Consider the following 26,360-nt stretch of genomic DNA (forward strand, 5'->3'; position numbering starts at 1 on the left):
GAGAGATACGAAGGGGGACGAAACGATGATATCAAAACCGGCACTTCTGCTGCTGCTCGCAAGCGTGGCGATCGCCCCGCAAGCCGCCACCGCCGCCTTTGCGGGTGACTGTGACTGTGCTTCTTCCAATGCTGCCGACACGCCAAGTGCTGCCGACAAGGCCTTCGAAAAGCTCTCGAACGACGAGTATGAGTGGCGAAAAACCCAGTTGCCGATCGGCGAAGACAGCCCCAATGGCAACCAGTTCCTGCTGCCCGATGTCAGCCGCGCCGCACAGGCAAAACGGCTGCAATATTGGGAAGACACTGCAGACACGCTGACCCACCTCGATACCGAACGCTTGTCCCCCGCAAACCTCGTGAACCTTGAAGTTTACAAGGCGCAGATCGATACCCTGATCGCCGCGCAGAAGTTCCGCGACTATGAAAAGCCGCTGAATTCCGACAGCAGCTTCTGGGGTGATCTTGTCGGCTATGCCCGCGAAAGCATACGCACCGAGGAAGAAGCCGAGCGCTATATCGCCATGCTGAACGGCATCCCGGCCCATTTCGCGGACCAGATTGCCAACATGCGTATCGGCCTCGAACGGGGCTTCACGCCGCCTAAAATCACCCTTGTCGGGCGGGACTCGGCGGTGCGGAGCGTGGTGGAGGCAAAATCCCCCACCGATGTCGCCTATTATGCGCCTTTCAAGGAACTCCCCTCCTCCATCCCGGCCGACCGGGCAAAGGCACTGCAGGCCGAGGCCGAGGCCGCAATCCGCGACAAGGTACTGCCGGCGTACCGCACGCTTCTGGCTTTCCTGAATGACGAATATTTCCCCGGCGCCCGTGACGGGCTTGCCGCCTATGGCCTGCCGGACGGCAAAGCCTATTACCGGTCCAAAATCCGCGAATTTGTGACGCTGGACCTGACGCCCGAGGCCATCCACCAGACCGGCCTTGATGAAATCGCCCGCCTGCGCCAGCGCATGGATGCAGTGATGAAGGAAGTGAAATTCGAGGGCGATCTGCCGGCTTTCCTCACCTTCCTGCGCACCGATCCGCAGTTTTATGCCAAGACACCGCAGGAACTGCTGAACCGCGCAGCGTGGATCGCCAAAACGTTCGATGCCAAGGCCGACGATTATTTCGGCCGCATGCCGCGCCGCCGGTTTGCCATCAAGCCGGTGCCGGACGACATCGCGCCCTTCTACACCGGCGGGCGCGGCGGCCCCGGCATCTATCTCGTCAACACCTACAATCTGCCAGCCCGGCCGCTCTATTCGCTGGTGGCCCTCACCCTTCATGAAAGTGCGCCGGGGCATGCCATGCAGATGCCGCTCGCCGGCGAAAATACCACCCTGCCCGCCTTCCGGCGCGACACCTATATCTCCGCTTACGGCGAGGGATGGGCGCTTTATAGCGAGGCGCTGGGTGAAGAAATGGGCATGTATGAAACGCCGTGGGATATCTTCGGCATGCTGAGCTATCAGGCGTGGCGCGCCTCACGCCTTGTGGTGGACACGGGCGTCCACGCCTTCGGCTGGAGCCGCGAACAGGCCCAACAATATCTGCGCGACAACACCGCCCTTGCCGAGCATGAGATCGTGACCGAGGTCGACCGCTATATCGCGTGGCCGGGTCAGGCGCTCAGTTATTATCTGGGTGAACTGCATATCATCGCGGCCCGCAAACGGGCGGAAGAAGCACTGGGGCCGAAGTTCGACCTGCGTGCCTTCCATGATGCCGTGCTGGAGCTGGGCTCGGTGCCGTTGCCGGTGATCGACCAGCGGATCGACCGCCTGATCAGGGAAGGCGGCAAAGGCCCCTATAGCGAGGCCGTTGCCCCCTGATCAGACAGCCATGGGGGCTGTCAGCGGTGCGTGATGCTGGTAGCCCTCAAGCTGGAAATCGCCGGGCTCGACCTTTTCAAGCCATTCGGGCTCGTATTTGCCGGTGACGGCATAGTCGGGAATGCGGTCCGACAGGACAAGCTGCGGCGCGGGGAACGGCTCGCGCCGCAATTGTTCCTGCAGCATGTCCACATGGTTTTCATAGATATGCGCGTCACCGATGAAATAGGTGAACCAGCGCGGCTTGTAGCCTGTCAACCGCCCAACAAGATGCAGGAGCGCCGCTCCTTCGGTCAGGTTGAAGGGCGTGCCGAGGCCAACATCGTTCGAGCGGATATAAAGGCACAGAGAAATCTCGCCCTTCGCCTGATTGACGAGAAACTGATACAGCAGGTGACACGGCGGCAAGGCCATTTCCTCAAGCTGCGCCCAGTTCCAGCCATGGAACAGGATGCGGCGGCTGCCGGGATCTTCCATGATCGTATCAAGGCATTGCCGCAGCTGGTCGATCGCCTTGTAAAGAAGCACGCGCGGGCCACCTTGGGGTGCTGACGGGTCCTCCACCACACCGATCCGCGTGTAACCGCGTTTCAGGGCATCGGCAATCTGCGCCTCGCCTTTGGCGTCCGCCGGATCGATCAGCTTGTAAGCCGGCCAGTCGCGCCACTGCACGCCGTAAACGGGGCCCAGATCGTCTTCCCGAAGCCTGTAGGGGTTAGCCAGCCAGTGGGCATTCTCGTTGGCATTCTGGTCCCAGACCTTGCAGCCGAGCGCGCGGAAATCAGCGGCACTCCGGTGCGCACGCATGAAACCGACCATTTCGCCAATCGCCGACTTGAAGGCGAGCCGCTTGGTTGTCACTGCCGGGAAGCCTTCCTGCAGGTCGAACTTCATCATCGCACCGGGGATGCTGAGCGTGCGAATACCCGTGCGGTTGGCCTGCCAGGAGCCGTTATCGAAGATTTCGCGAACGAGGTTCAGATACTGGTGCATACATATCCTTCAGGCCGGAGGGTCCGCCTATTCGAATAGGCACCTTGGCACGACAATTCAAGCCTGACCATCGCCGGCGATGCCCACGCGGCATTCTTTGGGGAATGGAGAGACAGAACCCCAGAGACCGCCCGGGATCATGCCGGGCGGCAGGTTCAATGCCTTGTCGCCTCGCTCAGGCCGAGAAGGCGGGGCCGTGCAGGTGCAGGTCGCGCGCCCGGTGGCGGGCAAGGATCTGCATTGCCTTGGCTTCCTGCTCGCGGCTGCCGATCCGCACCCACAACAGAAGCCCGCCAATGGCCTGCTCAAGCGCCATCCGGCCCTGCATGCGGCGGAACAGTTTCAGCGAGAAATAGCCGCCGCCAATGGCGCCGATAGCGCCCATGAAGACGACGAGCCCCACCGTTTCCCATGTCCCGATGCCCTGCGATACGGCAAGGCCTACGCCCACCAGCACCAGCACATAGAAGGGGATCAGCACGAGCACGAGAAGCGCACTCGAACGGCTGTCCTTGTCGATATAGGCTTCGCGCGGCACCGTGGCATCGTCCTCCAGCTCCTTCACGCTTTTCACCTCATGGCGAAGGGCTGCAGTGATTTCATCGGGGCTTGCAGGGCGCGACATGGCGGCGTTTGAAAAGCCGTGGCTTTCCAGTTCGTCCACCGCTTCCTGCATATCGGTTTCGCTGTCGAATACGGCAACCGCCTCACGAAGGTTGCCGCGTGGCCCGCGACGTGCGGTCCAGTCCCAGTGTTCGAGTTCGGCCATGATAGTCCTCCTTTCCGCCCTCGTTCCACCGGCACATTATGCCACAACGAGCGCGGAAAGCCGATCACATCCGGCGGAGGATCAGGACTTGGGGGCTGCCGATGCCTTCACGAAGGGATCAAGGAAATCGAGAACAGCAGGCTCGGGCAGCGGCCGCGAGAAATAGAAGCCCTGCAGTTCGTCGCACTCCAGACGGTCCAGGAGGGCAGCTTGTGCTTCCGTTTCAACGCCTTCGGCCACCACGCGCATGCTCAGGCTGTGGCCCATGGCAACAACGGCCCGTACGATCGAGGCTTTCTGGTCCGAGGTTTCCACATCCGTCACAAACACCCGGTCGATCTTCAGCTTGTCGAACGGGAAGCTTTGCAGATAGCCGAGCGAGCTGTATCCCGTGCCGAAGTCGTCCATCGCGATCTTCACGCCAAGCTCGCGAAGCTGGTTGAGGGTGGACAGCACCTCGTCCCGGTTTTCGATAAGGGTCGATTCGGTGATTTCAAGCTCGAGTCGCGATCCCGGCAAGCCGGTGTTCTTCAGGATTCGCTGCACAAGGCCCACAAGCCCCGGCCGCTTGAACTGCACCGGCGACAGATTGACCGAAACGTTGATCGGCAGCGGCCATGACGCCGCCGTGCGGCAGGCCGCTTCCATGACAAGCTCACCGATCTGGATGATGAGACCAGCCGATTCCGCCACCGGAATGAATTCGGCGGGTGAAACCGGGCCAAGCTCTTCGTCGGTCCAGCGGACAAGCGCTTCGAAGCTTTTCGGATAATGGGTTTCGCTGTCCACAAGCGGCTGGAAATGCACGGACATTTCCTTGTTCTTCACCGCATGGCGCAGGCGGCCTTCAAGGCGGCGGCGATGTTCCAGTTCCTGGTCCATCGCAGCTTCAAAGAAACGCAGCGTGCCGCGCCCGTCGGCTTTCGCCCGGTACATGGCGGTTTCGGCGTTACGCAGCAGGGCCTCGGGGTCTTCGCCGTCGCTCGGGAAAACCGCGATACCAACCGACGCCCCGGTATAAACGAACGTGCCTTCCATCTCGACCGGCTGCTGGACCTGCTGAACGATACGCGTGCCAAGGACGGCAGCATCCACCGGCTGGTAATTGGACGACTGCAGGATGGCAAACTGGTCGCCGCCAAGCCGCGCCACAACGTCCGAATCCCGCACGCCTTCGGTCAGGCGCTTGGCGATATGCTGCAGAAGCGTGTTGCCGGCGTCGTGGCCGTAAAGGTCGTTCACACCCTTGAAGCCATCAAGGTTGATGACAAACACGGCGAACTTCTCATCGCCGCGGCGCGCCTTGCCGACGAACTTCTCTGCCAGTTCCACGAACAGACGACGGTTCGGCAGGTCGGTCAGCATGTCATGAAGGGCAAGGTGCGAAATCTGCTGCTCGGCCTCGATACGGGCCGAAATATCGCGGATCGCGACAAGGCCGGAGCTCGCGTCGCCAGCCTCTTCAAGCTTGCGCAGGCGAATTTCGACGGGCAGTGACGGGCCATCATCGCGGCGCAAGGTCGCCAGATCGATGGCCTTTGCCGTGCTGCCATCCGGCCCGAACAGGCGAACGCCGCCGGGCACAAGGATCAGGTCATCAAGGACCCGGCCGGTCAGCATGGAGCGATCTGAAGCACCGACCATCGAGACTGCGGCCTGATTGGCATCCACGATACGGCCGCTGCGATGCACGAACAGGGCTTCGAAGGCACTGTCGGCAAGGGTGCGGAACCGGCTGGCTTCCACCGCGAGCTTGCGGCTGACCTGACGACTGACCAGAAGCGAAACCATCACGGCAATCAGCAGGATGGCTGCGAAGGATGCAATCACGCCGGCAAGCCAGGCGCGCGACACACCGGAATGGTCAAAATCGGCAACGGCACCAAGCGACAGTTCAATACTGCCCATGCCGGTGAAATGCAGCGCGACGACCATGGCAACAAGGCCTGCGGTGCCAAGGCGCTGGCGCATGATGGCTTCCGACTTGAAAGCCGTATCGAAAGCAAGGGCACCCAGGAGGATGCTGAGAAGGATCGAGGCCAGCACCAGATCGGAAGCAAGGCGGAAGCTGCCCGGCAGTTCGATCGCCGCAATCCCGACATAGTGAAGCGCGCTGACGCCGCTACCAACGAGCGCACCCGCTGCCAAAATCATGGCGCGATGCTTGCGGTACCGGAATGCGGCATGGAAGCCTGCCGTGATCACAGCAATGCCCACCACAAGCGACAGGATCGTCGGCGCAATATCGAAATAGACGGGAAGCTCCGTCTGGTAGGCGAGCATGGCAACGAAGTGCGTACACCAGACGCTGACGCCGGCGGTAATGCCGGTCAGCCACGGCCAGCGATTATGGCGCTTCTCGCGCAGGGATGCAGCGGCAAGGCTCATCGTTACCGCGAGCCCGAAGACACAGATCACTGCGGCCAGCACCACCAGCCACGGGTCGTGCTCATACACCAGACAGCTATAGACTCGCCACATCCGGAACCAGTCCCCCAATCGTTTCGCGGTCGCCTGCCTGTTTCCTGGCGGCAGACATTCTCATACCCGCGAATGCATACGTGCCACACTCTTAACAATTGCTGCCCGCGACGCAATTGTTTCTTGGCCTTGGGTCATGATTTGATGCGGATGACAACGTTTTCAGAAACACCCCTTCGGCATACGGGGCTTTCAATTCGCAAGCACCTCACCTATATGTAGCGTGCTGGCTTGCCAGCTATGGCGATAAACGGCGCACTTAGTAGGTTTTGCGGACCCGGGGGCGGTACCCGGCGCCTCCACCAGGAGGAGTTCTCACAGCGTTTTTTCCCGTGCAGGCGGGGACTTCTGCTGATGGGGGCGAAATAGGATCGACGTGGATTGAAGGGTGTTTTGCTTTTCGCTCGGGATGGTACCGCCGTGATGGGCCAAACTTGATAAATGCCAACGACAACGACGTCGAGTTCGCTCTGGCTGCGTAAGCAGCTCGCGTGAACTGCATTTAAATTCCGGGGGGTTGACGCCTCGCGGTGGGGTCTGGTCCACCTAGCAACAGAACGGACCACTTTCCTCTTTTCCCGAAGGTGTGACTTTATCCTTCACCCCTTCCCGCGCATTGACTATAAAGGCGCCAGATGTGCCCCTTCGAGGGGCCGAAGCCTGATATCTATTCTGCCTGTGAAGGACCGCTTCCCCATGAGCGAAAACCATATCGACTATGATGCCAAAGTCCAGGAAGCCCTGCGCGGGGTTGTGCGCTCGGTGCTTGAGGACACGGCTGTGGAAGGCCTGCAGGGCGACCATCATTTCTATATCGCGTTCAAGAGCCAGGCGCCGGGCGTGGATATCCCCGCCCACCTGAAAAGCCGGTTTCCGGACGAGATGACCATCGTGCTGCAGCACAAATTCTGGGGCCTGAAGGTGTATGAAGACCGGTTCGAGGTCGGCCTGTCCTTCAACCAGCGCCCCGAACATCTGGTGATCCCCTTCTCCGCCATCGTCGGCTTTGTGGACCCGAGCGTGCAGTTTGCCCTGCAGTTCCACGATCACGGCGACGACGGGGCCGACCTCGATATTCTGGAAGAATATGACGAGGACGAACTGGAAGCGGATTCCGACGACGATACGAAGGAAGCGGAAGCCGAGGCCTACGCGCCTGCGGCCCCGGCGGGCGAGCCCGGCGACAATGTCGTCACGCTGGATGCCTTCCGCAAGAAATAACCCCTACCCCGGAGCGCACCCAGATGAGTGCGCTCTTTTCCTATGTGAGACGTTCCCATGACCGAATTCACCTATTCGAAGCTTTTCCAGCTTGGCGAAGACACCACGAAATATCGCAAGATCACCGGCGACCATGTGTCGACGAGCGTGGTGAACGGCAAGACATTGCTGCATGTGGCGAACGAGGGTCTCGAAATCCTGGCACGTGAGGCGATGGCCGATATCGCGCACCTTCTGCGCCCCGGCCACCTTGAGCAGCTGGCGAATATCCTGAAAGACCCGGAAGCCAGCGACAACGATCGCTTCGTAGCGCGTGAGCTGCTGAAGAACGCCAACATCGCCGCCGGTCGCGTGCTGCCCTCCTGCCAGGACACCGGCACTGCCATCATCGTTGGCAAGAAAGGCCAGTATGTGTGGACGGAAGGTGATGACGCCGCACCGCTTTCCAAGGGCGTGATGCGCACCTACACGGAAACCAACCTGCGCTACAGCCAGATGGCCCCCCTGAGCATGTACAAGGAGGTCAACACCAAGAACAACACGCCGGCGCAGATCGATATCTATGCCGACAAGGGCAACGAGTATCATTTCCTGTTCATGGCGAAGGGCGGCGGCAGCGCCAACAAGACCTTCCTGTTCCAGCAGACCCCGGCCACGCTGCGCGAAGACCGGATGCTGGCTTTCCTTGACGAGAAGATCAAAACGCTCGGCACTTCGGCCTGCCCGCCCTATCACCTTGCCATCGTGATCGGTGGCCTGTCGGCGGAACAGAATCTCGCGACCGCCAAGAAAGCCTCGGCCCGCGATCTTGATAACCTGCCGACCGAGGGCGATGCCACCGGCCGCGCCTTCCGCGATGTCGAGATGGAAGAAAAAGTTCTGGAGATGACCCGCAACATGGGCATCGGCGCCCAGTTCGGTGGCAAATATTTCTGCCATGACGTGCGCGTCATCCGCCTGCCCCGCCACGGCGCCAGCCTGCCCGTCGGCATCGCCGTTTCCTGCTCGGCCGACCGTCAGGCCAAGGGCAAGATCACGGCAGAAGGCATCTTCCTCGAGGCGCTCGAGACCGACCCCGCACACTATCTGCCGGTGGTCGAGGACGATCACCTTTCGGATCATGTGGTAAAGATCGATCTCAACCGGCCCATGGCGGAGATGCTGGCGGAACTGACCAAACATCCGATCAAGACGCGCCTCAGCCTCACCGGCACCATTGTTGTGGCCCGCGACCTGGCCCATGCCCGCATTCAGGCGAATATCGAGGCCGGCCAGCCGATGCCCGACTATTTCAAGGACCACATCATCTATTACGCCGGCCCCGCCAAGACGCCCGAAGGTTACGCCTCCGGCTCCTTCGGCCCGACGACTGCCGGCCGCATGGACAGCTATGTCGGCCCGTTCCAGAAACTGGGCGGGTCGATGTTGATGCTCGCCAAGGGCAACCGCTCCAAGGCCGTGACCGACGCCTGCAAGGAATATGGCGGCTTCTATCTTGGTTCCATCGGCGGCCCGGCGGCGATCCTCGCCAAGAACAATATCCGCAAGGTGGAAGTGCTCGATTTCGATGATCTGGGTATGGAAGCCGTCTGGAAGATCGAGGTTGAAGACTTCCCGGCCTTCATCGTCGTCGACGACAAGGGCAACGACTTCTTCAAGGATATCTGAGGCTATTTCTTGTAGATCGCGTCGCCGACGTCATAGGACGGGATGTCCATCACCAGGGGCATCCCGCCATCATCGATCCAGAAGCGCAGCGGATAGACGAAATAGCCGCTGACCTTGCGGTCGATGCGCAGATATTCCTGCTCGCTTTCCATCCAGTAAAGCCCGAGGGCGAAGCGATGCTTCCCCTCCTCGTCAGCGAGCGGCATGTAAATCAGATCTTCCGCGAACACGCCGCCGTCTTCCGTGTGGATATCCATGCGGTGGCAGGCGGGTTTGCCCTTTTCAAGCATCAGGTTAAAGGCGCGTTCGAAGAACTTTTTCGCCGGGTCGGGGAAAGCCGTCATCACCGAAACACCGGTCAGGTCAAACCCCACACGGCCCCGCAGGCCCGAGCCGAACAAGCGGTAGATCAGGTCGCCGTCGTCAGTTGCCTCGATGATGGAAAGGAAGGGCAGAAGCTCGGGCACATTCGTTGGCCGGAAACTGCTTTTCTTCGGGACGCCGCCGTCCGCCAGGGACTCCCAATAGTCATGCAGCCGGTCCAGCGGTTTGCGGTTCAATGGCTCATAGCCGATGAAGTCCCAGTCCAGTGCCATGTTGCCCCCTGATTGCTCTGTATACAGCCTATCGACAAAGACAGAGAAACAGCAACGACAAATCTCGGGGCTTCTTCGCGGGCGCTTGACCGCCGCGCACCACCGCGCAATATGGTGCCATGCTCGATCTTGACGATGCCACCCTTGAAAAGCACAGCGTGACGCTCGCCGGTCACCGCACCTCCATTTCGCTGGAGCGCGGATTCTGGCGTCATTTGCGGCGGCTGGCCGACGAGGAAGGGCTGGCGATCAATGAATTGGTGCGGCTGATAGACGAGGCCCGCACGGGCTCACTTTCCGGTGCGCTCAGGGCCTATGTGCTCCAGAATCTGGAACGCGACCTCGCCAAGCTTCATGCCTGAAGCGAGATCATCAGCCCCGCCATTGCCGCGCTCATCAGGTTCGCGAGCGTAGCGCCGGCCATGGCACGCAGGCCGAGCTTGGCAATGAAAGGCTTGCGGGCAGGGTCAATCGCGCCAAGCCCGCCAAGCTGGATGGCCAGCGACGAGAAGTTCGCAAACCCGCACAGCGCGAAGGTAACGATGGCAGCCGTCATCGGGCTCATCGTCTCCAGCTGTGTGCGGAGCGACGAGAAAGCGACGAATTCGTTGAGGATCGTTTTCTGCCCCACGAGGTTACCGGCAATCGACGCCTCTTCCCATGGCACGCCAAGGAGCGCCATCAGCGGCGCGAACATGCCGCCAAGGATCGCTTCAAGGCTCAGGTCGCCGTGCCCGAACCAGGCACCGACCCCGCCAAGCAGGCCGTTCATCAGGGCAATCAGCGCGACGAAAGCCAGCAGGATGGCGCCAATATTGGCAGCGAGCTTGAGCCCGATGATTGCACCGTCCGCAGCGGCTTCCATCACGGTCGAAGGCGCACGGCCCTCGTCATTTTCGATCTTCACGTTCAGGATGTCGGAAACGCTTTGTTCGTCAGGGCCGCCATCGGCCGGATAGATGATCTTCGCCATCAACAGGCCGCCGGGCGCCGACATGAAGGCCGCCGCGATCAGATATTTCAGCTCGATCCCCATCGCCGCATAGCCGACAAGCACCGACCCCGCGACCGACGACATGCCCACCACCATCAGCGAGAAGAACTGGTGATCTTTCAGGCCCTTCACATAGGGGCGCAGCACCAGCGGCGCTTCGGTCTGGCTGAGGAAAATGTTGGCGGCCGCCGCCAGCGATTCCATCGACGTGGTGCCCGTGATGCGCTTCAGGGCACCGCCCAGCAGCACCGCCGCCCATTGCATGATGCGCAGGTGATAAAGAACCGACATCAGCGCCGACATGAAGATGATCACCGGCAGCACATGGAAAAGGAAGATGAAGCCAACGGCATCAGGGGTGCCAAGCGCACCGAAAAGGAAGCTGATGCCCGCCTGCGAATAACCGATAACCGACGAAATCCCCTGCGACAGGGTCGCCATCACGCTTTGCCCGAAAGGGATATAAAGCGCGAAAGCCGCCATGAAGAGCTGCAGGGCAAATGCCGCCACAACAGTACGCGGGGAGATGGAGCGACGATTGGTCGACAGGAGAACAGCGATAACGAGCAGGACAAGAATCCCGAGGACGGCGATCAAAGGCGGGCTCCCCATGCGGCAGGCAATTTGATTTTGCCCGACTATGGGGAGAGAGACCGCCGCTGGCAAGTCATGGATTCAGGGACCGGTTATCAACGCCCCTCTTATTTGGGCGTGTCGCCGGTCTCCGCTTCTTCCTTCTTCTCGGCTTCCTGCTTCTTCTTCAGCTTCGACAACAGGTCGAACGCGGTGCCAAGCACAGCGGCCCCCGGCGCCTTGTCGCTGGTATCCTGTTTGTCGGTCGCTTCCAGTTCCTTGAACACGCCCGAACGGAAGCGCCGCTCGATATCCGACAGCACCAGTTTTTCCAGCGACCGGCTGGAGAAGGACGAAACCGGCGCATTCATCGGCCCCTTGTAGGAAACCGGCATCGGGGCCGCATCCTTGGGTTCGGTCATTGCAAGCTCGCCCTTGAGGTCCAGAAGCTGGTCCACAAGGTTCGCCTGTCCGTCCAGATGGAGTTTGCCCCAACCGCCCGAGGCCTCGAAATTCTCGATCAGCGCCGTACCGCCATCGACCGAGAAACTGGCCTTGAGGCCGGAATAGTCGGTCGTGCCTGTTCGTAGCCGCTGCCCGATCAGGCCAAGGAAGGCCTGCCCGCTTTTGGCGTTGCGGATATCTTGGATAAGCCCGTTGATCGCCATGAATTTGAGCGCGCCCGACGAGGCATCGATGGAGCCTGTGCCTTTCAGCGTTTTTAGGATCGATTTCATGTCGCTGCCACGCGCCGTCAGATCAAGCGAGACCTTGGCCGAGCCATCGATCACCGAGGAAAGCCCGCTGGAGACCAGCGCCCCGGCGATGTCTATAAGGTCGGCATCAAGCTTGATGACCATCCGCGGCTTCTTGCCGTTGCCAAGAACGAACTGTCCGGCGAGCGGTTTGGCGTTCAGCATTGCCTTGTCACCGAAATTGAGGCGCGAGCCCCTGTCGTTGAACACGACCCGCGCGTTCGGCGCACTCATGCGCTGGCCCTTGTAGCTGATATCGGTGAGCGCAAGGCTGATATTGCCCGTGTAGGGGCTGGCCGGTTCATTCGCTTCCGGGGTGGCCGCCTTGGCACTGCCGTCGTCTTCGGGGATCAGGCCATCAAGCGCCCAGTTTGCGGCCTTGACGGCGCCGGAGATACGCTGCTGCCCGTCGATCCGCACCGAACCGCCGAGCGTTGACGGCCCGTTTTTCAGGTCCATGTCGCGCATTTCCATGCCGCCATCCGCCGTCATGCCAAGCGTTGCCTTGGCCGACAGGGGCTGGTTGGGCGCGGGCAGGGCCATATCAAGGCCAAAGGCCTTCAGGGCCTCGGTGGCTTTGGAATGCTCGAACGACAGGTCATAGGTACCGCTGCCATCGGCTGCCGCCGAGCCCGAAGCCACAATCTTGCCACCTGCAACAGACCCGCCAACGCGCAGCTTGTAGGGCGCCGCGGCCCCTTCCTGGGATACAGCATAGGTGAGCTTCGCTGGCAGTTGCCGTGCGCCTGCCCAGCCATAAAGGGCAACAGCTGGTGCTAGGTCGGGATGTTCGGCATTGCCCTGGATATCGAGGCGGTCAAGGCCGTCACCGGCCGCATTCAGGGCAAGCGCGCCGGATGCGTCCACCTTCGTGCCGGGTGCACCGGCAAGGGCTGCACTCATGCGCATTTTGTCGAGCGGGCCGCTCAGCGTTACGTCACCGGTCAGCGCATTCAGTTTCAGGGCATCCACCAGCGGCGCGCTATCGGGTGCGAAGGCGGTGAAAACGCTGACCGGGAAATTCACCGGCGAGGCCTTCAGGTCCGCCGTCCAGCTTTTCTCGTCACCGCGCAGCGATCCGACGAGCGCGAGGCTGCCACTGCCCGATGCGAAGCGGGCATTCAGCCCATCGATCCGGCCCGCCGCTGCCTTTGCAGCAAGGCGCATGTCCTTCACGGCTTGCCCCTGCCAAATCATGCTGCCAACGGCGATATTGATATCGCTGCCAGCACTGCCGAGCGGCTTCAGTGCTTCTGCGAGCGTCTTGGCAAGTGGTTCCGATGTGCCTTCACTTGCCGGCACTGCTGGCAGGTAGGCGTCCAGATTGAGCGTATCCATATTGAGGTTCAGCCGCGCAAGGCTGCCATCGGCACGCCCGGCGGCGGCACCTGTGAAGCTGGTGGTATCCAGCTTGCCCGCAAGGTCATCAACCCGCCAACCGCTGGTGCCATAGCCAAGGCGCCCGTCAACACTCGCCGTCGCCAGCCGCCCGGCCGGTACATTTTCAAGCACGATGCCTGCCGATTTCAAAAGCGTCGGCAGGCTGCCGGTTTCAGCCTTCAGGTTGGTGGCAAGGCTGCCATCGGCAAGCTTGTACTGCCCGCGCGATACCACGACAGTCGTCGCCCCCGGCAGCAGGGCCTGCACCTTGGGCAGGCTGACGCCGTCCGCCACGAAATCAATCTGGCCTTCAACGCGCTGCGCCAGTGCGTCACCCGATTTGATGCCCTCAACGCTGAACTCGACTGCACCGCGCAGCGGCCAGTCGCTGCTGGCGGGCGCATCCGAGGTAACCGGAGTTGCATCCGCCCAGTCGGCCATGTCGATGATGCCAAGCCCGACCGAACCGCCAAGGCGCTGTGTATCGCCGGGCACAAGGGTGAGGTCGAACCGGCCACGGGTGCTGCCGGCCTGCAGGTCACGGCCCGCCAGCTTCATCAGCTTGTCGTTGCCATCGATCTGCACATCCAGCGCCCAGGGCTTGGCCGGGCCTTTCACGGCTTCGCCCTGCCCTGCGGCCAGCATCAGGTCATTGACGAAAGCGAACAGGTCGTCGCCGCCCGCTTCCATCCGGCCCGTGATGCCGCCCGATGCCTCGATCTGCCCGGAAAGCGTGGCGGAACCACCCTTGAGCGATACTTTCAGCCGCCCGGCGCGATCCCCCTTCGCCTTGCCGGGGCGCAACCTTCCTTCAATATCGATGGGCCGCTCGGCGACCTTCAGGCTGCCATCGAAATCAAGCGGGCCATCCGGGAGCGTGCCTTCAAGGTCAAGGTCGATATCGTTGATGACGGTCGGCGGCGCGCCTTGCGGCTCCAGCGTCACGCGGCCATCCCGAAGGGCGAGCTTGCCGATGGACAAGGGCGATGCCTCACCCTCCTCTGCCGGCACTTCAGCTTCAGCCGACGCCGGCCAGCCTTTCAGGCCCCATGCGCCGTCCTTGTCCTCGGCCAGCGTGACGGCAACACCTTCAAGATCAAGCCGACCGACTTCAAGCGTGCCGGTCAGCAGCGGCACGAGGCTGGCATTGGCGGCGATACGATCCGCCACTGCCACCAGCTTGGTGGAATCACCGCTGGTGCCCATGCCCTTCGGCCAGACCTCGACGCCTTCCACCGAAACGGCAGGGCGCGGCAGCAGGGAAACAGCCACCCGGCCGTTGAGGATCACATCCATATCAAGCGCGTCGCTCGCGAGCCCGGCGATACGGCCACGATACTGGTTCCAGTCCATGAAACTGAGGACGACAGAAGCAATGACGACAAGCCCCACAAGGCCGCCCGCCACCCACATGCTTATCTTCGCCAGTCTGCCCTGTTTCACGTCTGAACCCTCGTCACTGTTGCCTGAAATCCGGTGTCTGCACCCTGCCCTCTAGCCGGCACATCCATTTGATTGGAGTAGCAATCGAATTTGGCAAGCATATGGCGGAAAAAGCTGGCCTGTCCATGTTGACGACAGTCACTTAACTGTTAGGATCGCCGAAACAATCCTAGCCTTCCCCCGAGATGAATTCCGCTGCCCGCCCGTGGCACGGCACTGCGTCTCTTTACCCGACCGCCGATCGGAAATTTGATGAAGTCACACACCCTGCACCAGCTGACCGACCACCGGGGCCGCAAAATCCTGATGACGCGCTGGACACGGCGTATTCTGTTCGTGCTGGGCGGGCTTGCGGTGGGCGCTGCAGCCGTTGCCATGGCGGTGATCGCGGACGAGGCCTATGCAGTGTTTGATGGCATCCATAAATCCTGGCCCGTCATCGCCTATCTGCTGCCGCCGGTCGGGTTCGGCTTCATCACGGCTGTCACCATCCGCTTCTTCCCGCTTGCCAAGGGCAGCGGTATCCCGCAGGTGATCGCCGCGCGCCGCCTGAAGGACCCTGAGCTGCGCAAGCGCTTCGTTTCGCTGCCTGCAGCCTTCGGCAAGGTCGTCCTTCTGGGCGTCGGGCTCCTGTGTGGCGCCTCTATCGGCCGTGAGGGGCCGACCATTCAGGTGGGGGCCGCCATCATGCTCGCCTTCGGGCGCTTCAGCCCGCGCCGCCAGCCGGGGCTGCTGCTGGCAGGCTCTGCCGCCGGGGTTGCTGCCGCCTTCAACGCACCGCTCGCCGGGATCGTTTTCGGGATCGAGGAGATGAGTCGCTCCTTCGAGGTCCGCACCTCCGGCCTCATACTCGGCACCGTGATCGCCGCCGGCCTCACCTCGCTCGCCATCGTCGGGCATTATGCCTATTTCGGGCATTCGACCGCCATCCTGCCCATCGGGCCTTCCTGGATCGCGGTTGGTGTGGCCGGTGTCGTCTGCGGGCTCGCGGGCGGGCTGTTCAGCCGTATCCTTGCCCTCTTCGCGCGCGGTGTGCCCGGCGTATTCGGCGGCTGGATCAAGGCGCACCCGGTGATGTTCGCTGTTCTTTGTGGTGGTGGGGTCAGCCTCTGCGGGCTGGTCAGTGGCGGCAGCATCTTCGGCACAGGTTACGAGGAAGCCCGGTCGATCATCGACGGCGAAGCGCATCTGTCCCCGCTCTTTGGTCCTGCCAAGCTGGCGGCCACCGCGCTTTCCTCCATCAGTGGCATCCCTGGCGGCCTCTTTTCGCCGTCCCTTGCTGTTGGCGCCGGGATAGGGGCCGACCTGCACTGGCTGATGCCTGATGTGCCGATCAGCACGCTCGCGATCCTTTGCATGGCGGCCTACCTTTCAGGCGTCGTTCAGGCGCCCATCACCTCCTTCGTGATCGTTTCGGAAATGACCGATAATCACGCCCTTGTCTTGCCCATCATGCTGTGCTGTCTGATCGCGACGGGTGCGTCGAAGCTGATCGTGAAGGAAGGTATCTACCAGATTCTGGCCGAACTTTTCCTCGCCAGAATCCAAACCACTGAAGAGCCCGCGAAAAGCGGCTGAATGGCGCTTGGCCTGATGCAGCAGCGGGTGCTATAGACCGGCCATGACCAATGATCCCTTCGACCTCAGCGACTGGGCGAACGATGCACCGCCGCCCGCCCCCACGCCCCTGAATGTACCGCAGGCAGGCGGCGAACCCGCTTATCTGAAGGGCCTCAATCCGCCGCAGCGTGAAGCCGTACTGGCGACAGACGGCCCGCTTCTGGTGCTCGCCGGCGCCGGTACCGGCAAGACCCGCGTGCTGACCACCCGCCTTGGTCACCTGATGGCGGACGGCCTCGCCGCGCCCTGGAACATTCTGGCCGTGACCTTCACCAACAAGGCCGCTCGCGAGATGCAGGACCGGGTCGCCCGCGTGATCGGCGCACCCACCGAAGGCATGTGGATCGGCACCTTCCATTCGATCTGCGTGCGAATCCTTCGCCGCCATGCCGAACTTGTAGGGCTGCAATCCAATTTCTCGATCCTCGATACCGATGACCAGATCAGGCTTCTGAAGCAGCTGACGTCGGTCGAGAATATCGATGACAAACGCTGGCCCGCCCGCCAGCTGGCCGCTCTCATCGACCGCTGGAAGAACAAGGCCCTGACACCTGACCGTGTCCCGAACGGCGAAGCGCAGGCCTTTGCGAACGGCCTTGGCGCCAAGCTTTACCGTGCCTATCAGGACCGCTTGAAAACGCTGAATGCCTGCGATTTCGGTGACCTGATGATGCATGTGATTACGATCTTCCAGGCCTACCCCGATATCCTCAACCGCTATCATGCGCAGTTCCGCTACATCATGGTGGATGAGTATCAGGATACGAACGTCGCCCAGTATCTATGGCTGCGGCTTCTGGCGCGCGGGCACAATAATATCTGCTGCGTGGGGGATGACGACCAGTCGATCTATGGCTGGCGCGGGGCCGAGGTTGGTAACATCCTGCGCTTCTCGGAAGATTTCCCCGGCGCAAAGATCGTGCGGCTGGAACAGAATTACCGCTCCACCGGCCATATCCTTGCGGCTGCGTCCAGCCTGATTGCCTCGAACGAGGGCCGGCTTGGCAAGACGCTCTGGACCGACGCGGGCGAAGGCGATGCCGTACGGGTGCGCGGCGTGTGGGACGCGCCCGAAGAAGCCCGTTCCATCGGTGACGAAATCGAAGCCCTGCAGGTGAAGGGCGAGCCCCTGAAGGAAATCGCCGTGCTGGTGCGCGCCGGTTTCCAGACTCGCGAGTTCGAGGAACGCTTCATCACGCTCGGCCTGCCTTACCGTGTGATCGGTGGCCCGCGTTTCTATGAGCGTGCCGAGATCCGCGACGCCATGGCCTATCTGCGTGTCATCGCGCAGGAAAGCGACGATCTGGCGTTCGAGCGGATTGTGAACCTGCCCAAACGCGGCCTTGGCGAAACCAGCCTGCAAAAGGTGCATGCGCTGGCGCGTGAGCGGGGCATTCCCCTTACCCGCGCCGGGCGCCTGATCTGCGGCATGGAAGACGGCCTTCGCGCCGCCGCCCGCACATCCCTGACCCGCCTTCTGGATGATTTTGACCGCTGGCGCGAGATTCTGGGGACGACCAGCCACACCGAACTTGCCGAAATCGTCCTTGAGGAATCAGGCTATACCGAGATGTGGCAGAAGGACAAATCACCCGAAGCCCCGGGCCGCCTTGAAAACCTCAAGGAACTTGTCTCCGCGATGGGGGATTTCGAGAATCTCGGTGGCTTCCTTGAACATATCTCGCTCGTGATGGAAAACAGCAACAACGACAGCGCCGACAAGATCACGGTGATGACGCTGCACGCCGCCAAGGGGCTGGAGTTCGACAATGTCTTCCTGCCCGGCTGGGAAGAAGGCATTTTCCCGAGCCAGCGCACGCTGGATGAAAGCGGCGTGAAGGGGCTGGAGGAAGAACGGCGGCTCGCCTATGTGGGCCTCACCCGTGCCCGCCAGCGCGCGTGGGTCTATTATGCCGCCAACCGGCAGGTCTTCGGCCAGTGGCAGACAAGCCTGCCGAGCCGCTTTGTGGAAGAACTGCCTGATCAACATACCGAGGTGGAAGCGGCACAGGGTTTGTACCGCTCCCGTTACGAACGTACCGGCGGCTGGAACAGCGACTGGACCTTCGCCGAACAGCCCGAACAAAAAGGCACGGGCTACGGCCCCGGCTGGCAGCGCGCCCGCGAATGGCGGCAATCGCAAACCGCAAGCGACAAGCCCGTTGTGCGCAAGATCGCCGGTGCCCGCGCCGGCGGCGCCACCTTCAGTGCGGCGAAGAAAGCCGAGACCAAAACGGTCAGCGACTTTGCGGTGGGCGAGCGCGTCTTCCACGAGAAATTCGGCTATGGCACGGTCGAAGATGTGGAAGGCAACAAGCTACTTGTCGATTTCGAGAAAGCCGGCGCCAAGCGCGTGATGGACAATTTCATAAGCCGGGCCTGACCCCGGGATTACACCCTTCGAGACGCCCTTCGGGCTCCTCAGGGTGAACGGAACCGAATATACCGTTCGGTCTGAGGAGCGGCAAAGCCGCGTCTCGAAGACCGGGACACCTGAAAAGGACAAAGAAGATGAGCGACGATACGGTCTGGTGCATTTCGGGCGAACTGCCGCGCGACAAGGCGGAAGCCCTTGAATATGTGGTGGAGATTGCGGCCGACCGGGTGGAGATGATCCCCCCGACCGTGACCTCGTTCGAAGTGGAAGACGGCAAGGTCTGGATGACCCAGATGTTTTTCGTGGGTGAACCGGAGCCCGATCTCGTCGCCGCCATCCTTGCCGAAGCCGAGCTTGCCGACTGGGCCTATGAAAGCGAGCCCGTGGAAGACCGCGACTGGGTAAGCGAAAGCCAGCGCCTTCTAGCCCCCGTCCGCGAAGGCCGCTTCTTTGTGTATGGCAGCCACGATGCCGACAAGGCACCGGATGATACCGTCAACCTGCTGATCGAGGCGGGCCAGGCGTTCGGCACCGGCCAGCATGAAACCACGTCCTGCTGCCTTGCGCTCATTGATGCGCTGGGTACTGAAGGTTATGCGCCGGCTACCGTCCTCGATCTCGGTACCGGCTCGGGCGTCCTTGCCCTTGCCGCCCACCGCGTGTGGGAAGACGCCCGCGTGGTAGCAAGCGATATCGACCCCATCGCGGTTGAAGTGGCGGTTGAGAATCTTGCCGTGAATCGGGCGATTGAAAGGGGAATCGGGGAAGACCGGCCCGGCATCGCGCCGCTGGTGGCTGACGGGCTTGATGCCCCTGCCTTTGCCGAGGAAGGGCCGTTCGACCTTGTTACTGCCAATATCCTGGCAGCCCCCCTGATCTTCCTCGCGCCCGGCATTGCGGGCGTTACGGCCAAGGGCGGCAAAGTGATCCTGTCGGGCATCCTGCAAACACAGGCCGATGAGGTGCTGGCGGCTTATGTGGCCGAAGGCCTTACCCTCGAGAAAAAACTGGAGCGCGGCGATTGGGCCGCGCTCCAGCTTGCTCGGAACTAGAATTCAGTCGGACGGGCGAGACAGAACCCCTTGGGAAGGGGGGGAGGGGGAGGGTTGGAGCCCTGCCTCGCGCCGTCCGTTGGGCAGAAACCTGCTTAGTGCGCGTAGGCACCGCCACCAAGCGACGTCGGGCGGGTGATCCGCACCATGCGCGCCGTCTTGGCATAAACCGACTGGATGTCGTTCACGATCTCGCCAACCGTCGGGCGACGCAGCGTGCGCATCTGGCCCTTGGCTACCATCAGCGCGAAGAAGGCGCCGTCGGTGTCGCCCGTGGGCTCCAGCGCGGCCAGTTGCGCTTTGATGGTGCCGACTGCTTCGCGAACCATGTCGATGGCCGGGGCGAAGGTCGGACGGTGTGCGGGTGCCATGCCCTTCAGGGCCAGCATGTCCATGAACGGGGTCTCGTACGAGAGTTTCTCTTGTGCTGCCAACAGTGCCATTTTTCTTCTCCGTAACACTTTAACCGGCAACAGTGTCGCGCCCCTGTGGCGCCGATCGCTGTCATTCTGGTTGTTTCGTGACGTTTATGTAACGCCGTTAACCCTGTCGGAGTAGTAGGGTAAAAAGCAAACGAGCCATGCGTCAAACGCATGACTGTTGCGGTGCACACAATACAGAATATGGCAGCTTTGGGGCGGAAGCAGGCTTAGCGGATGGCAATGATGCCAAGCAGCGTGGCCAGCAGCAGAAGCCAGAACAGCATGCCTGTCAGCACATAGGGCTTGGCCAGCCGGCGTTCGAACCATTCGCGCGGGCGCAGGCCACGGGCCAGGAACACCGCAAGGCCGGAAAGGTTAACGCACACGACGTTAACGCCGAGAAGGAGAAGCGCGCTCATCCCCAGCCGCATTTCCCCCGCGCCCCACAGGAAGCCGGCGGTGGCCGCGGGCGGCAGCAAGGCCACAGCCACCATCACGCCCACAAGGTTGGTGGAAAGGCCGGAGGTCAGCGACAGGACACCGGCAATCCCCGAGGCAGCCGCCAGCACAACGGCAGCGATGCCGACCTCGGTGCGGGCCATCAGTTCGTGCGACTGCGGCACCCCGCCCCACGCCCAGCCGGTGAAGGCCGCGATGGCGAGCGCCACCGCCATGCCAACGAAGGCAGTTTTGGCCGCCTGTTTCATCAGCGCCTTGTCGCCCTGCGATGTGCCGAAGGCAAAGGCAAGGTTTGGCCCCAGAAGCGGCGCGATCACCATGGCGCCGATCACCACGGCCACATTGTCCTGGATAAGCCCGATCAGCGCCACAAGGGTGGAGAGGACCGTGAGGATCAGATAATTCTGGTTGATCGTCGCCCCCGCGTTGAGCTTCTGGTAAAGCTCCTCCCGCGTGTCGACTGCCCCTTCGGTTTCAATCGCCGGGATGGAGGCATCAACCGGCATGATCACGATACGGGCGTAATCCGACATATCGAGGATAGCGTAAAGCTTGTCGATCAGCTTCTGCCGTCCCTCGCCCGGCGCCAGCATGGAATAAAGCGCGAGACCATCCTCGAACGTCTCTTCCTTGCGGAAGGAGACGGCGCCGAATTCGCGGGCGTGCTTCCTGAGGGTTTCTTCGGTCGCGACCGGTGCGGTGATTTCAAGTTTCTTGATCGACATATCCGCCCCCTATTCTCGTGCCCCATGACCCTCACGGATCAGGGCCGTCAGGTCAAGCGCCGACAAGGGCCAGCCATTCGTCTTCCGATATGACCTTCACGCCGTGCTTTTCGGCGTCCTTGAGTTTCGACCCCGCCCCCGGCCCCGCGACCACGAGGTCGGTTTTCTTGGAAACCGAGCCCGAAACCTTGGCACCAAGCGCCTCGGCGCGGGCCTTGGCTTCGTTGCGGGTCATTTTCTCCAGCGAACCGGTAAAGACGACCGTTTTGCCCGAAACCGGACTGTCGGTTGCCTGTGCCTCCACCGGCTTCACCGAAAGCTCGGCGATCAGGTCAGCCACGACCTTCCGGTTGCGTTCGTCATGGTAAAAGTCTTCAAGGCTCAGAACCGCATCAACCCCGATACCATCCAGCGCCATCAGGTCGCGGTTGTGCTGTTCCAGTGCGGCAACGGCTGCAGTCGGGAGCAGCACGTCTTCGCTGAAACGATAGCCCTTGTTGGCGGTAAACAGCAGAAGCGCGTTCGAGGCTTCACGCGCATCCTCGATCATCAGTATCTTCTGCAGGCCTTGCAGCTTGCTCGATTCCATGACCGCCTTGATGAGATCGAGCGCTTCCTGCTCGCCAATCGCAGCCACCATCTGCTGGCGGAATTCCTCGGCCCTGTTCAGCCAGTCGACCATCGCGGCAGGCGTTTCAAAGTGCCGGGCGAAAATCTTGGCGGTTTCCGAGCCGATGGACGGAATGCCGAGGGCAAAGATCATGCGGTGGAAATCGACGGCGCGGCGCTCCTCGATCGCGGCCATCAGGTTTTCAACCGATTTGTCGCCGAAGCCGTCCATCATCAGAAGCTCGGCCTTGTGCGATTTCAGGCGGAAGATATCGGCGGGGCTATCGAGCCAGCCACGCCCGAGGAAGGCTTCCACCTGCTTGTCGCCAAGCCCCTCGATATCGAAGGCATTGCGGCTGACGAAATGCTTCAGGCGCTCGGCGCGCTGGGCCTTGCAGGTGAGACCACCGGTGCAGCGCACCACCACATCCTCGCCTTCGGCAAGTGCGGGACTGCCACACACCGGGCAGTGTTCGGGGAAGATGAAGGGCCTGGCTTCAGCCGGGCGCTTCTCGGCCACCACTTTCACCACTTGCGGGATCACATCGCCGGCGCGCTGGATGACGACCGTATCGCCGATCCGTACATCCAGCCGGGCAATCTCGTCGCGGTTATGCAGCGTGGCGTTCGAGACAATCACCCCGCCCACGCCGATGGGCTCCAGCTTGGCAACAGGCGTCAGCGCCCCGGTGCGCCCCACCTGGATATCGATATCCTTCAGGATCGTCATCGCCTGCTCGGCCGGGAATTTGTGGGCGATGGCCCAGCGCGGCGCACGGGCGACCATGCCAAGACGGGCCTGCCAATCCAGCCGGTCGATCTTGTAAACCACCCCGTCGATATCATAATCGAGCGTGGCGCGGGCTTCGCCGATCTTGCGGTAATGCGCCAGCGCGCCAGCTGCATCCTCCACCCGCACCATCAGCGGATTGACCTTGAAACCCCAGCGCTTGAAGGCCTCCACGGCCTCCATCTGCGTATTGAAGGTGAGCGTTGAAATCTCACCCCAGGCATAGGCGAAAAACTCGAGCGGACGGGATGCCGTGATCGTGGCATCCTTCTGCCGAAGCGACCCTGCCGCCGCATTGCGCGGGTTGGCGAATATCTTGCCGCCCGAGACTTCCTGCGCCGTATTCAGCGCCAGAAAGTCGGCCTTGGACATATAGACCTCGCCCCGCACTTCAAGCACATCGGGCCAATCCGTGCCGGCAAGGCTTTGCGGAATGCTTTTGATGGTACGGGCATTGGCCGTGACATTCTCGCCCACCGTGCCATCGCCGCGGGTTGCGGCCTGCACCAGTTCGCCGCGCTCATAGCGCAGCGCCAGCGACAAGCCGTCGATCTTCGGCTCGGCCGTCATCGCAACGGCAATCGTGTCATTGAGGCCGAGGAAGCGCCGCACGCGGGCGACAAATTCGGTGACATCCTCGTCCGCGAACGCGTTTTCGAGCGACAGCATGGGCCGCTTGTGCGTCACTTTTTCAAACCTGCCGCTGGTGGGCGCCACGCCCACCCTCAGGCTCGGGCTGTCCGCCAGCCGGATCTCGGGGAAGCGGGCCTCGATGGCGTCGTTGCGGCGCTTGAGGGCGTCATAGTCGGCGTCCGAAATCTCGGGATCATCCTCGCCGTGATAGAGCGCGTCGTGACGGGCGATTTCATCGGCCAGCCGCTGCAGTTCCGCCTTCGCTTCGCTTCTGGTCAGGTGCTCGACGGGGATATCGAATAGTCCGGGCATTCTTCTCAAACCGCTTCCAGAAGCCGGTCAGCCGCCGCGCGGGCTTCCGGCGTGATCTCGGCGCCCGCCAGCATGCGGGCCACTTCCTCGCGGCGTTCCTCGATGGCGAGCGGCACAACGCTGGTGCGGGTGCCGCCAGCCACGTCCGCCTTCTCGATGCGGAAATGCAGGCCGCCACGTGCCGCCACTTGCGGGCTGTGGGTCACGACCAGCACCTGCGCCTCGATGGACAGGCGCTTCAGGCGTTCGCCCACCGCATCAGCCGTGGCGCCACCGATACCGCGGTCGACCTCGTCAAACACCATGGTCGGCGCGCTGGAGCCTTTGGCGAGCACGACCTTGAGCGCGAGAATGAACCGGGCTAGCTCCCCGCCCGACGCAATCTTCACCAGGGGGCCAAAGGGCGTGCCGGGGTTGGTCTTCACCTCAAAGGCCACGCTGTCGCCGCCCGCTGCCCCCCAAAGATGCTCGGGCAATGCTTCAATCGCCGTATGGAACTGGGCTTTCTCGAGCTTCAGGGGCGGCAGTTCCGCCATCACGGCGGCATCAAGTGCTGCCGCTGCCTTTTGCCGGCGCGCGGAAAGGCCGGTTACCTTGGCCTTCAGGGCGGCGCGCGCTGCCGTTACCCTGCCTTTTGCGGCAAGCACGGCTTCATCACCAGCATCAAGGGCCGCGAGCTTTGCCTGCAGGCGTTCCTTCAGCCCGGGCAAGTCACCCGCAGGGCAGCCATGCTTGCGGGCCAGCCGCCGGATTTCGAACAGGCGTTCCTCGATCCGTTCAAGCGCTGCGGGGTCAAATTCCAGATCGGCCTGCAGGGCTTCAAGGCCCGCGACCGCTTCGCCAAGCTCGATGGCGGCGCGGTCAAGCGCAGCGCTCACGGGTTCAAGCCGCGCGGCCAAGGGACCATCCTGCCGCAGCATCCGGCGCAGCACCCCGCGCACAGTGGCGTCCACGCCGCCGTCTTTCGTCAGTTCGCTGTGGAACGTGCCAAGCTCTTCCATCAGCTTCTCGCCCTGCATCATCAGGGCGCGGTCTTCATCCAGCTTTTCTTCCTCGCCGGGCTCGGGGTCGAGCGAGACAAGCTCCTCGACCGCATGACGCAGGAAATCCTCGTCGCGGCGTGCTTCGACGAGCGAGGCTTCAGCCTCCGAGAGGACGTCTTCTTCGGCGCGGAGCGTTTCGTAGGCAGCCGCCACTTCGGCCCGCGCCTCGGCATTGCCGGCGAAGGCATCCAGAAGATCGCGGTGGGCGGCAGGGTCCAGAAGGCCACGATCATCATGCTGGCCGTGGATTTCCACAAGAAGGGTGCCGATCTCGGCGAGCAGCGTCTGGCTCACCGGCTGGTCATTCACCCACGCACGACTGCGGCCATCGGTGGTGATCTGGCGGCGCAGGATCAGCTGGCCGTCGCCGTGATCCATGCCATTATCCGCAAGACGCTCGCAGGCGGCGTGATCGGGGGTGAGGTCGAAAGCGGCGGTCACGCTGCCCTGCTCGGCCCCCTGCCGCACCAGCGCGCGGTCGGCGCGGGCGCCAAGGGCAAGCCCCAGGGCATCAAGAAGGATGGATTTACCGGCGCCGGTTTCCCCGGTCAGCACGTTTAGCCCGGCTCCAAGCGCGAGGTCGAGCCGGTCGATCAGGACAATATCGCGAATACTGAGGTTCGCCAGCATTGCCGCCTCCCCCTCACGCGTGCCGCGTCAGAACGGCCACAGTTTGCTGAGCCAGCTTCCTTCGTGCACTTCCGGCTCCAGTGACTGGTTGTTCAGAAGCGAATAGGAATAACGGTACCATTTGTTGCCCGGGAAGTTATGGCCGAGCACGGCAGCCGCCATCTGGGCTTCCGGATAGATACCAAGCGCCAGATAGCATTCCACCAGCCGGTGCAGCGCTTCGGGCGTATGGCTTGTCGTCTGGAAATTCTCGATCACGTTGCGGAAACGGATCGCCGCCGACAGATATTCCTTACGCTGCATGTAGAAGCGACCGACTTCCATGTCCTTGCCTGCAAGGTGGTCACGGGTCAGGTCGATCTTCAGTTTCGCATCGCGCGCATAGTCCGTATTGGGGAAACGACGGACCACCTCGGTCAGCGCATCAAGCGCCTTCTGGGTCTGGTCCTGGTCGCGGCCCACGTCGCTGATCTGCTCGTAATAGCTGACGGCAATCAGATAATAGGCATAAGGCGCACCGCGGTTACCCGGGTGCAGCTGCAAGAAGCGCTGCGCCGCAAGGACCGCGTCGTCATATTTGTTGGCCATATAGGCAGAATAGGCCGCCATCAGCTGTGCGCGGCGGGCCCAGACGCTGTAGGGGTGCTGGCGTTCGGTCTCGTCGAAAATGGCGGCTGCCTGCCGGTATTGTTTCCGGTCCAGCCGGTCCTGCGCGAGGTTGTAAAGCACTTCCACATCGCGGGCGATATAGGTGTCTTCATCCTTGCCACCGCAGGCGGAAAGCGCCACCAGACACCCCGCGAGACATGCAAGTTTCAGCCGTTTCATCGCCATACCAGTCACTTCCCCTCGCCGCGACACCAGTCTTCCATTGCCGCAGGTAGAATTATAAATATAATTTTCAACCATCGCGCACAGGAGAAGTCCTGCGCAAAATGAAGGCCGGGTCATCCTCTAGCACAGGTCCGGCGGCCCAGCCAA

18 protein-coding genes and 1 other RNA gene are annotated in these 26,360 nt (G+C 62.1%); 8 read left to right on the forward strand and 11 right to left on the reverse strand.

The window, feature by feature from the left end; translation table 11 throughout:
- The first annotated feature begins 25 nt into the window (after positions 1-25).
- A complete protein-coding gene (locus PH603_RS13615; protein ID WP_289503085.1) occupies positions 26-1,834 on the forward strand; it encodes a DUF885 domain-containing protein in 1,809 nt (602 codons plus the stop codon).
- On the opposite strand, the gene PH603_RS13620 is transcribed toward PH603_RS13615, so the two are convergent.
- The 3 genes from PH603_RS13620 to PH603_RS13630 form a co-directional block, all read right to left on the reverse strand.
- Positions 1,835-2,827 carry a thymidylate synthase gene (locus tag PH603_RS13620; RefSeq protein WP_289503086.1) on the reverse strand — a complete coding sequence of 331 codons (993 nt, stop codon included), beginning with the start codon at positions 2,825-2,827 and terminating at the stop codon, positions 1,835-1,837.
- A gap of 175 nt (positions 2,828-3,002) precedes the next feature.
- Positions 3,003-3,596, reverse strand: a complete 594-nt coding sequence (locus PH603_RS13625; protein ID WP_289503087.1) for a hypothetical protein — start codon at positions 3,594-3,596, stop codon at positions 3,003-3,005.
- A gap of 81 nt (positions 3,597-3,677) precedes the next feature.
- A complete protein-coding gene (locus PH603_RS13630) occupies positions 3,678-6,077 on the reverse strand; it encodes a bifunctional diguanylate cyclase/phosphodiesterase (RefSeq protein WP_289503088.1) in 2,400 nt (799 codons plus the stop codon).
- Between the two features lie 186 nt (positions 6,078-6,263).
- Between PH603_RS13630 and ssrA the strand changes: the two genes are divergently transcribed.
- From ssrA to PH603_RS13645, 3 genes are all read left to right on the forward strand, one after another.
- Positions 6,264-6,644: a transfer-messenger RNA gene (ssrA, locus tag PH603_RS13635) on the forward strand.
- 129 nt (positions 6,645-6,773) lie between these two features.
- Positions 6,774-7,298: an SspB family protein gene (locus tag PH603_RS13640; protein WP_289503089.1), complete on the forward strand. Its 525-nt coding sequence runs from the start codon at positions 6,774-6,776 to the stop codon at positions 7,296-7,298.
- 57 nt (positions 7,299-7,355) lie between these two features.
- Complete coding sequence (locus PH603_RS13645) at positions 7,356-8,966, forward strand: fumarate hydratase (protein WP_289503090.1); 1,611 nt, start codon at positions 7,356-7,358, stop codon at positions 8,964-8,966.
- 2 nt (positions 8,967-8,968) lie between these two features.
- Here the strand turns inward: PH603_RS13645 and PH603_RS13650 are convergent, their stop codons facing one another.
- A complete protein-coding gene (locus PH603_RS13650; RefSeq protein WP_289503091.1) occupies positions 8,969-9,562 on the reverse strand; it encodes a PAS domain-containing protein in 594 nt (197 codons plus the stop codon).
- Positions 9,563-9,681: 119 nt separating this feature from the next.
- On the opposite strand from PH603_RS13650, the gene PH603_RS13655 reads away from it, so the two are divergent.
- A complete protein-coding gene (locus PH603_RS13655) occupies positions 9,682-9,924 on the forward strand; it encodes a ribbon-helix-helix domain-containing protein (protein ID WP_289503092.1) in 243 nt (80 codons plus the stop codon).
- Here the strand turns inward: PH603_RS13655 and PH603_RS13660 are convergent.
- On the reverse strand, positions 9,915-11,153 hold the full coding sequence (locus tag PH603_RS13660) for a NupC/NupG family nucleoside CNT transporter (RefSeq protein WP_289503093.1): 1,239 nt from the start codon (positions 11,151-11,153) through the stop codon (positions 9,915-9,917). The genes PH603_RS13655 and PH603_RS13660 overlap by 10 nt on opposite strands.
- Before the next feature lie 104 nt (positions 11,154-11,257).
- A complete protein-coding gene (locus PH603_RS13665; RefSeq protein WP_289503094.1) occupies positions 11,258-14,707 on the reverse strand; it encodes an AsmA family protein in 3,450 nt (1,149 codons plus the stop codon).
- A 252-nt stretch (positions 14,708-14,959) separates the two neighbouring features.
- Here PH603_RS13665 and PH603_RS13670 point away from each other — a divergent pair, with 252 nt between their 5' ends.
- From PH603_RS13670 to PH603_RS13680, 3 genes are all read left to right on the forward strand, one after another.
- Complete coding sequence (locus PH603_RS13670) at positions 14,960-16,285, forward strand: chloride channel protein (protein ID WP_289503095.1); 1,326 nt, start codon at positions 14,960-14,962, stop codon at positions 16,283-16,285.
- Positions 16,286-16,328: 43 nt separating this feature from the next.
- Positions 16,329-18,710 (forward strand): ATP-dependent helicase, encoded by a 2,382-nt coding sequence (locus tag PH603_RS13675; protein WP_289503096.1) that lies wholly within the window; start codon positions 16,329-16,331, stop codon positions 18,708-18,710.
- A gap of 128 nt (positions 18,711-18,838) precedes the next feature.
- Positions 18,839-19,756, forward strand: a complete 918-nt coding sequence (locus tag PH603_RS13680) for a 50S ribosomal protein L11 methyltransferase (RefSeq protein ID WP_289503097.1) — start codon at positions 18,839-18,841, stop codon at positions 19,754-19,756.
- Between the two features lie 95 nt (positions 19,757-19,851).
- Here the strand turns inward: PH603_RS13680 and PH603_RS13685 are convergent, their stop codons facing one another.
- The 5 genes from PH603_RS13685 to PH603_RS13705 form a co-directional block, all read right to left on the reverse strand.
- Positions 19,852-20,199 carry a hypothetical protein gene (locus tag PH603_RS13685; RefSeq protein WP_289503098.1) on the reverse strand — a complete coding sequence of 116 codons (348 nt, stop codon included), beginning with the start codon at positions 20,197-20,199 and terminating at the stop codon, positions 19,852-19,854.
- A 206-nt stretch (positions 20,200-20,405) separates the two neighbouring features.
- Positions 20,406-21,362, reverse strand: coding sequence for a TIGR00341 family protein (locus PH603_RS13690; RefSeq protein ID WP_289503099.1), 957 nt, complete (start codon positions 21,360-21,362; stop codon positions 20,406-20,408).
- A 52-nt stretch (positions 21,363-21,414) separates the two neighbouring features.
- Positions 21,415-23,706 (reverse strand): NAD-dependent DNA ligase LigA, encoded by a 2,292-nt coding sequence (ligA, locus tag PH603_RS13695; RefSeq protein ID WP_289503100.1) that lies wholly within the window; start codon positions 23,704-23,706, stop codon positions 21,415-21,417.
- Positions 23,707-23,711: 5 nt separating this feature from the next.
- A complete protein-coding gene (recN, locus tag PH603_RS13700) occupies positions 23,712-25,379 on the reverse strand; it encodes a DNA repair protein RecN (RefSeq protein ID WP_289503101.1) in 1,668 nt (555 codons plus the stop codon).
- Between the two features lie 27 nt (positions 25,380-25,406).
- Positions 25,407-26,213, reverse strand: coding sequence for an outer membrane protein assembly factor BamD (locus tag PH603_RS13705; protein ID WP_289503102.1), 807 nt, complete (start codon positions 26,211-26,213; stop codon positions 25,407-25,409).
- Positions 26,214-26,360 lie beyond the last annotated feature (147 nt).

Origin of the sequence: Gimibacter soli, from assembly GCF_028463845.1 — a bacterium.
Classification (GTDB): Bacteria; Pseudomonadota; Alphaproteobacteria; order Sphingomonadales; family Kordiimonadaceae; genus Gimibacter; species Gimibacter soli.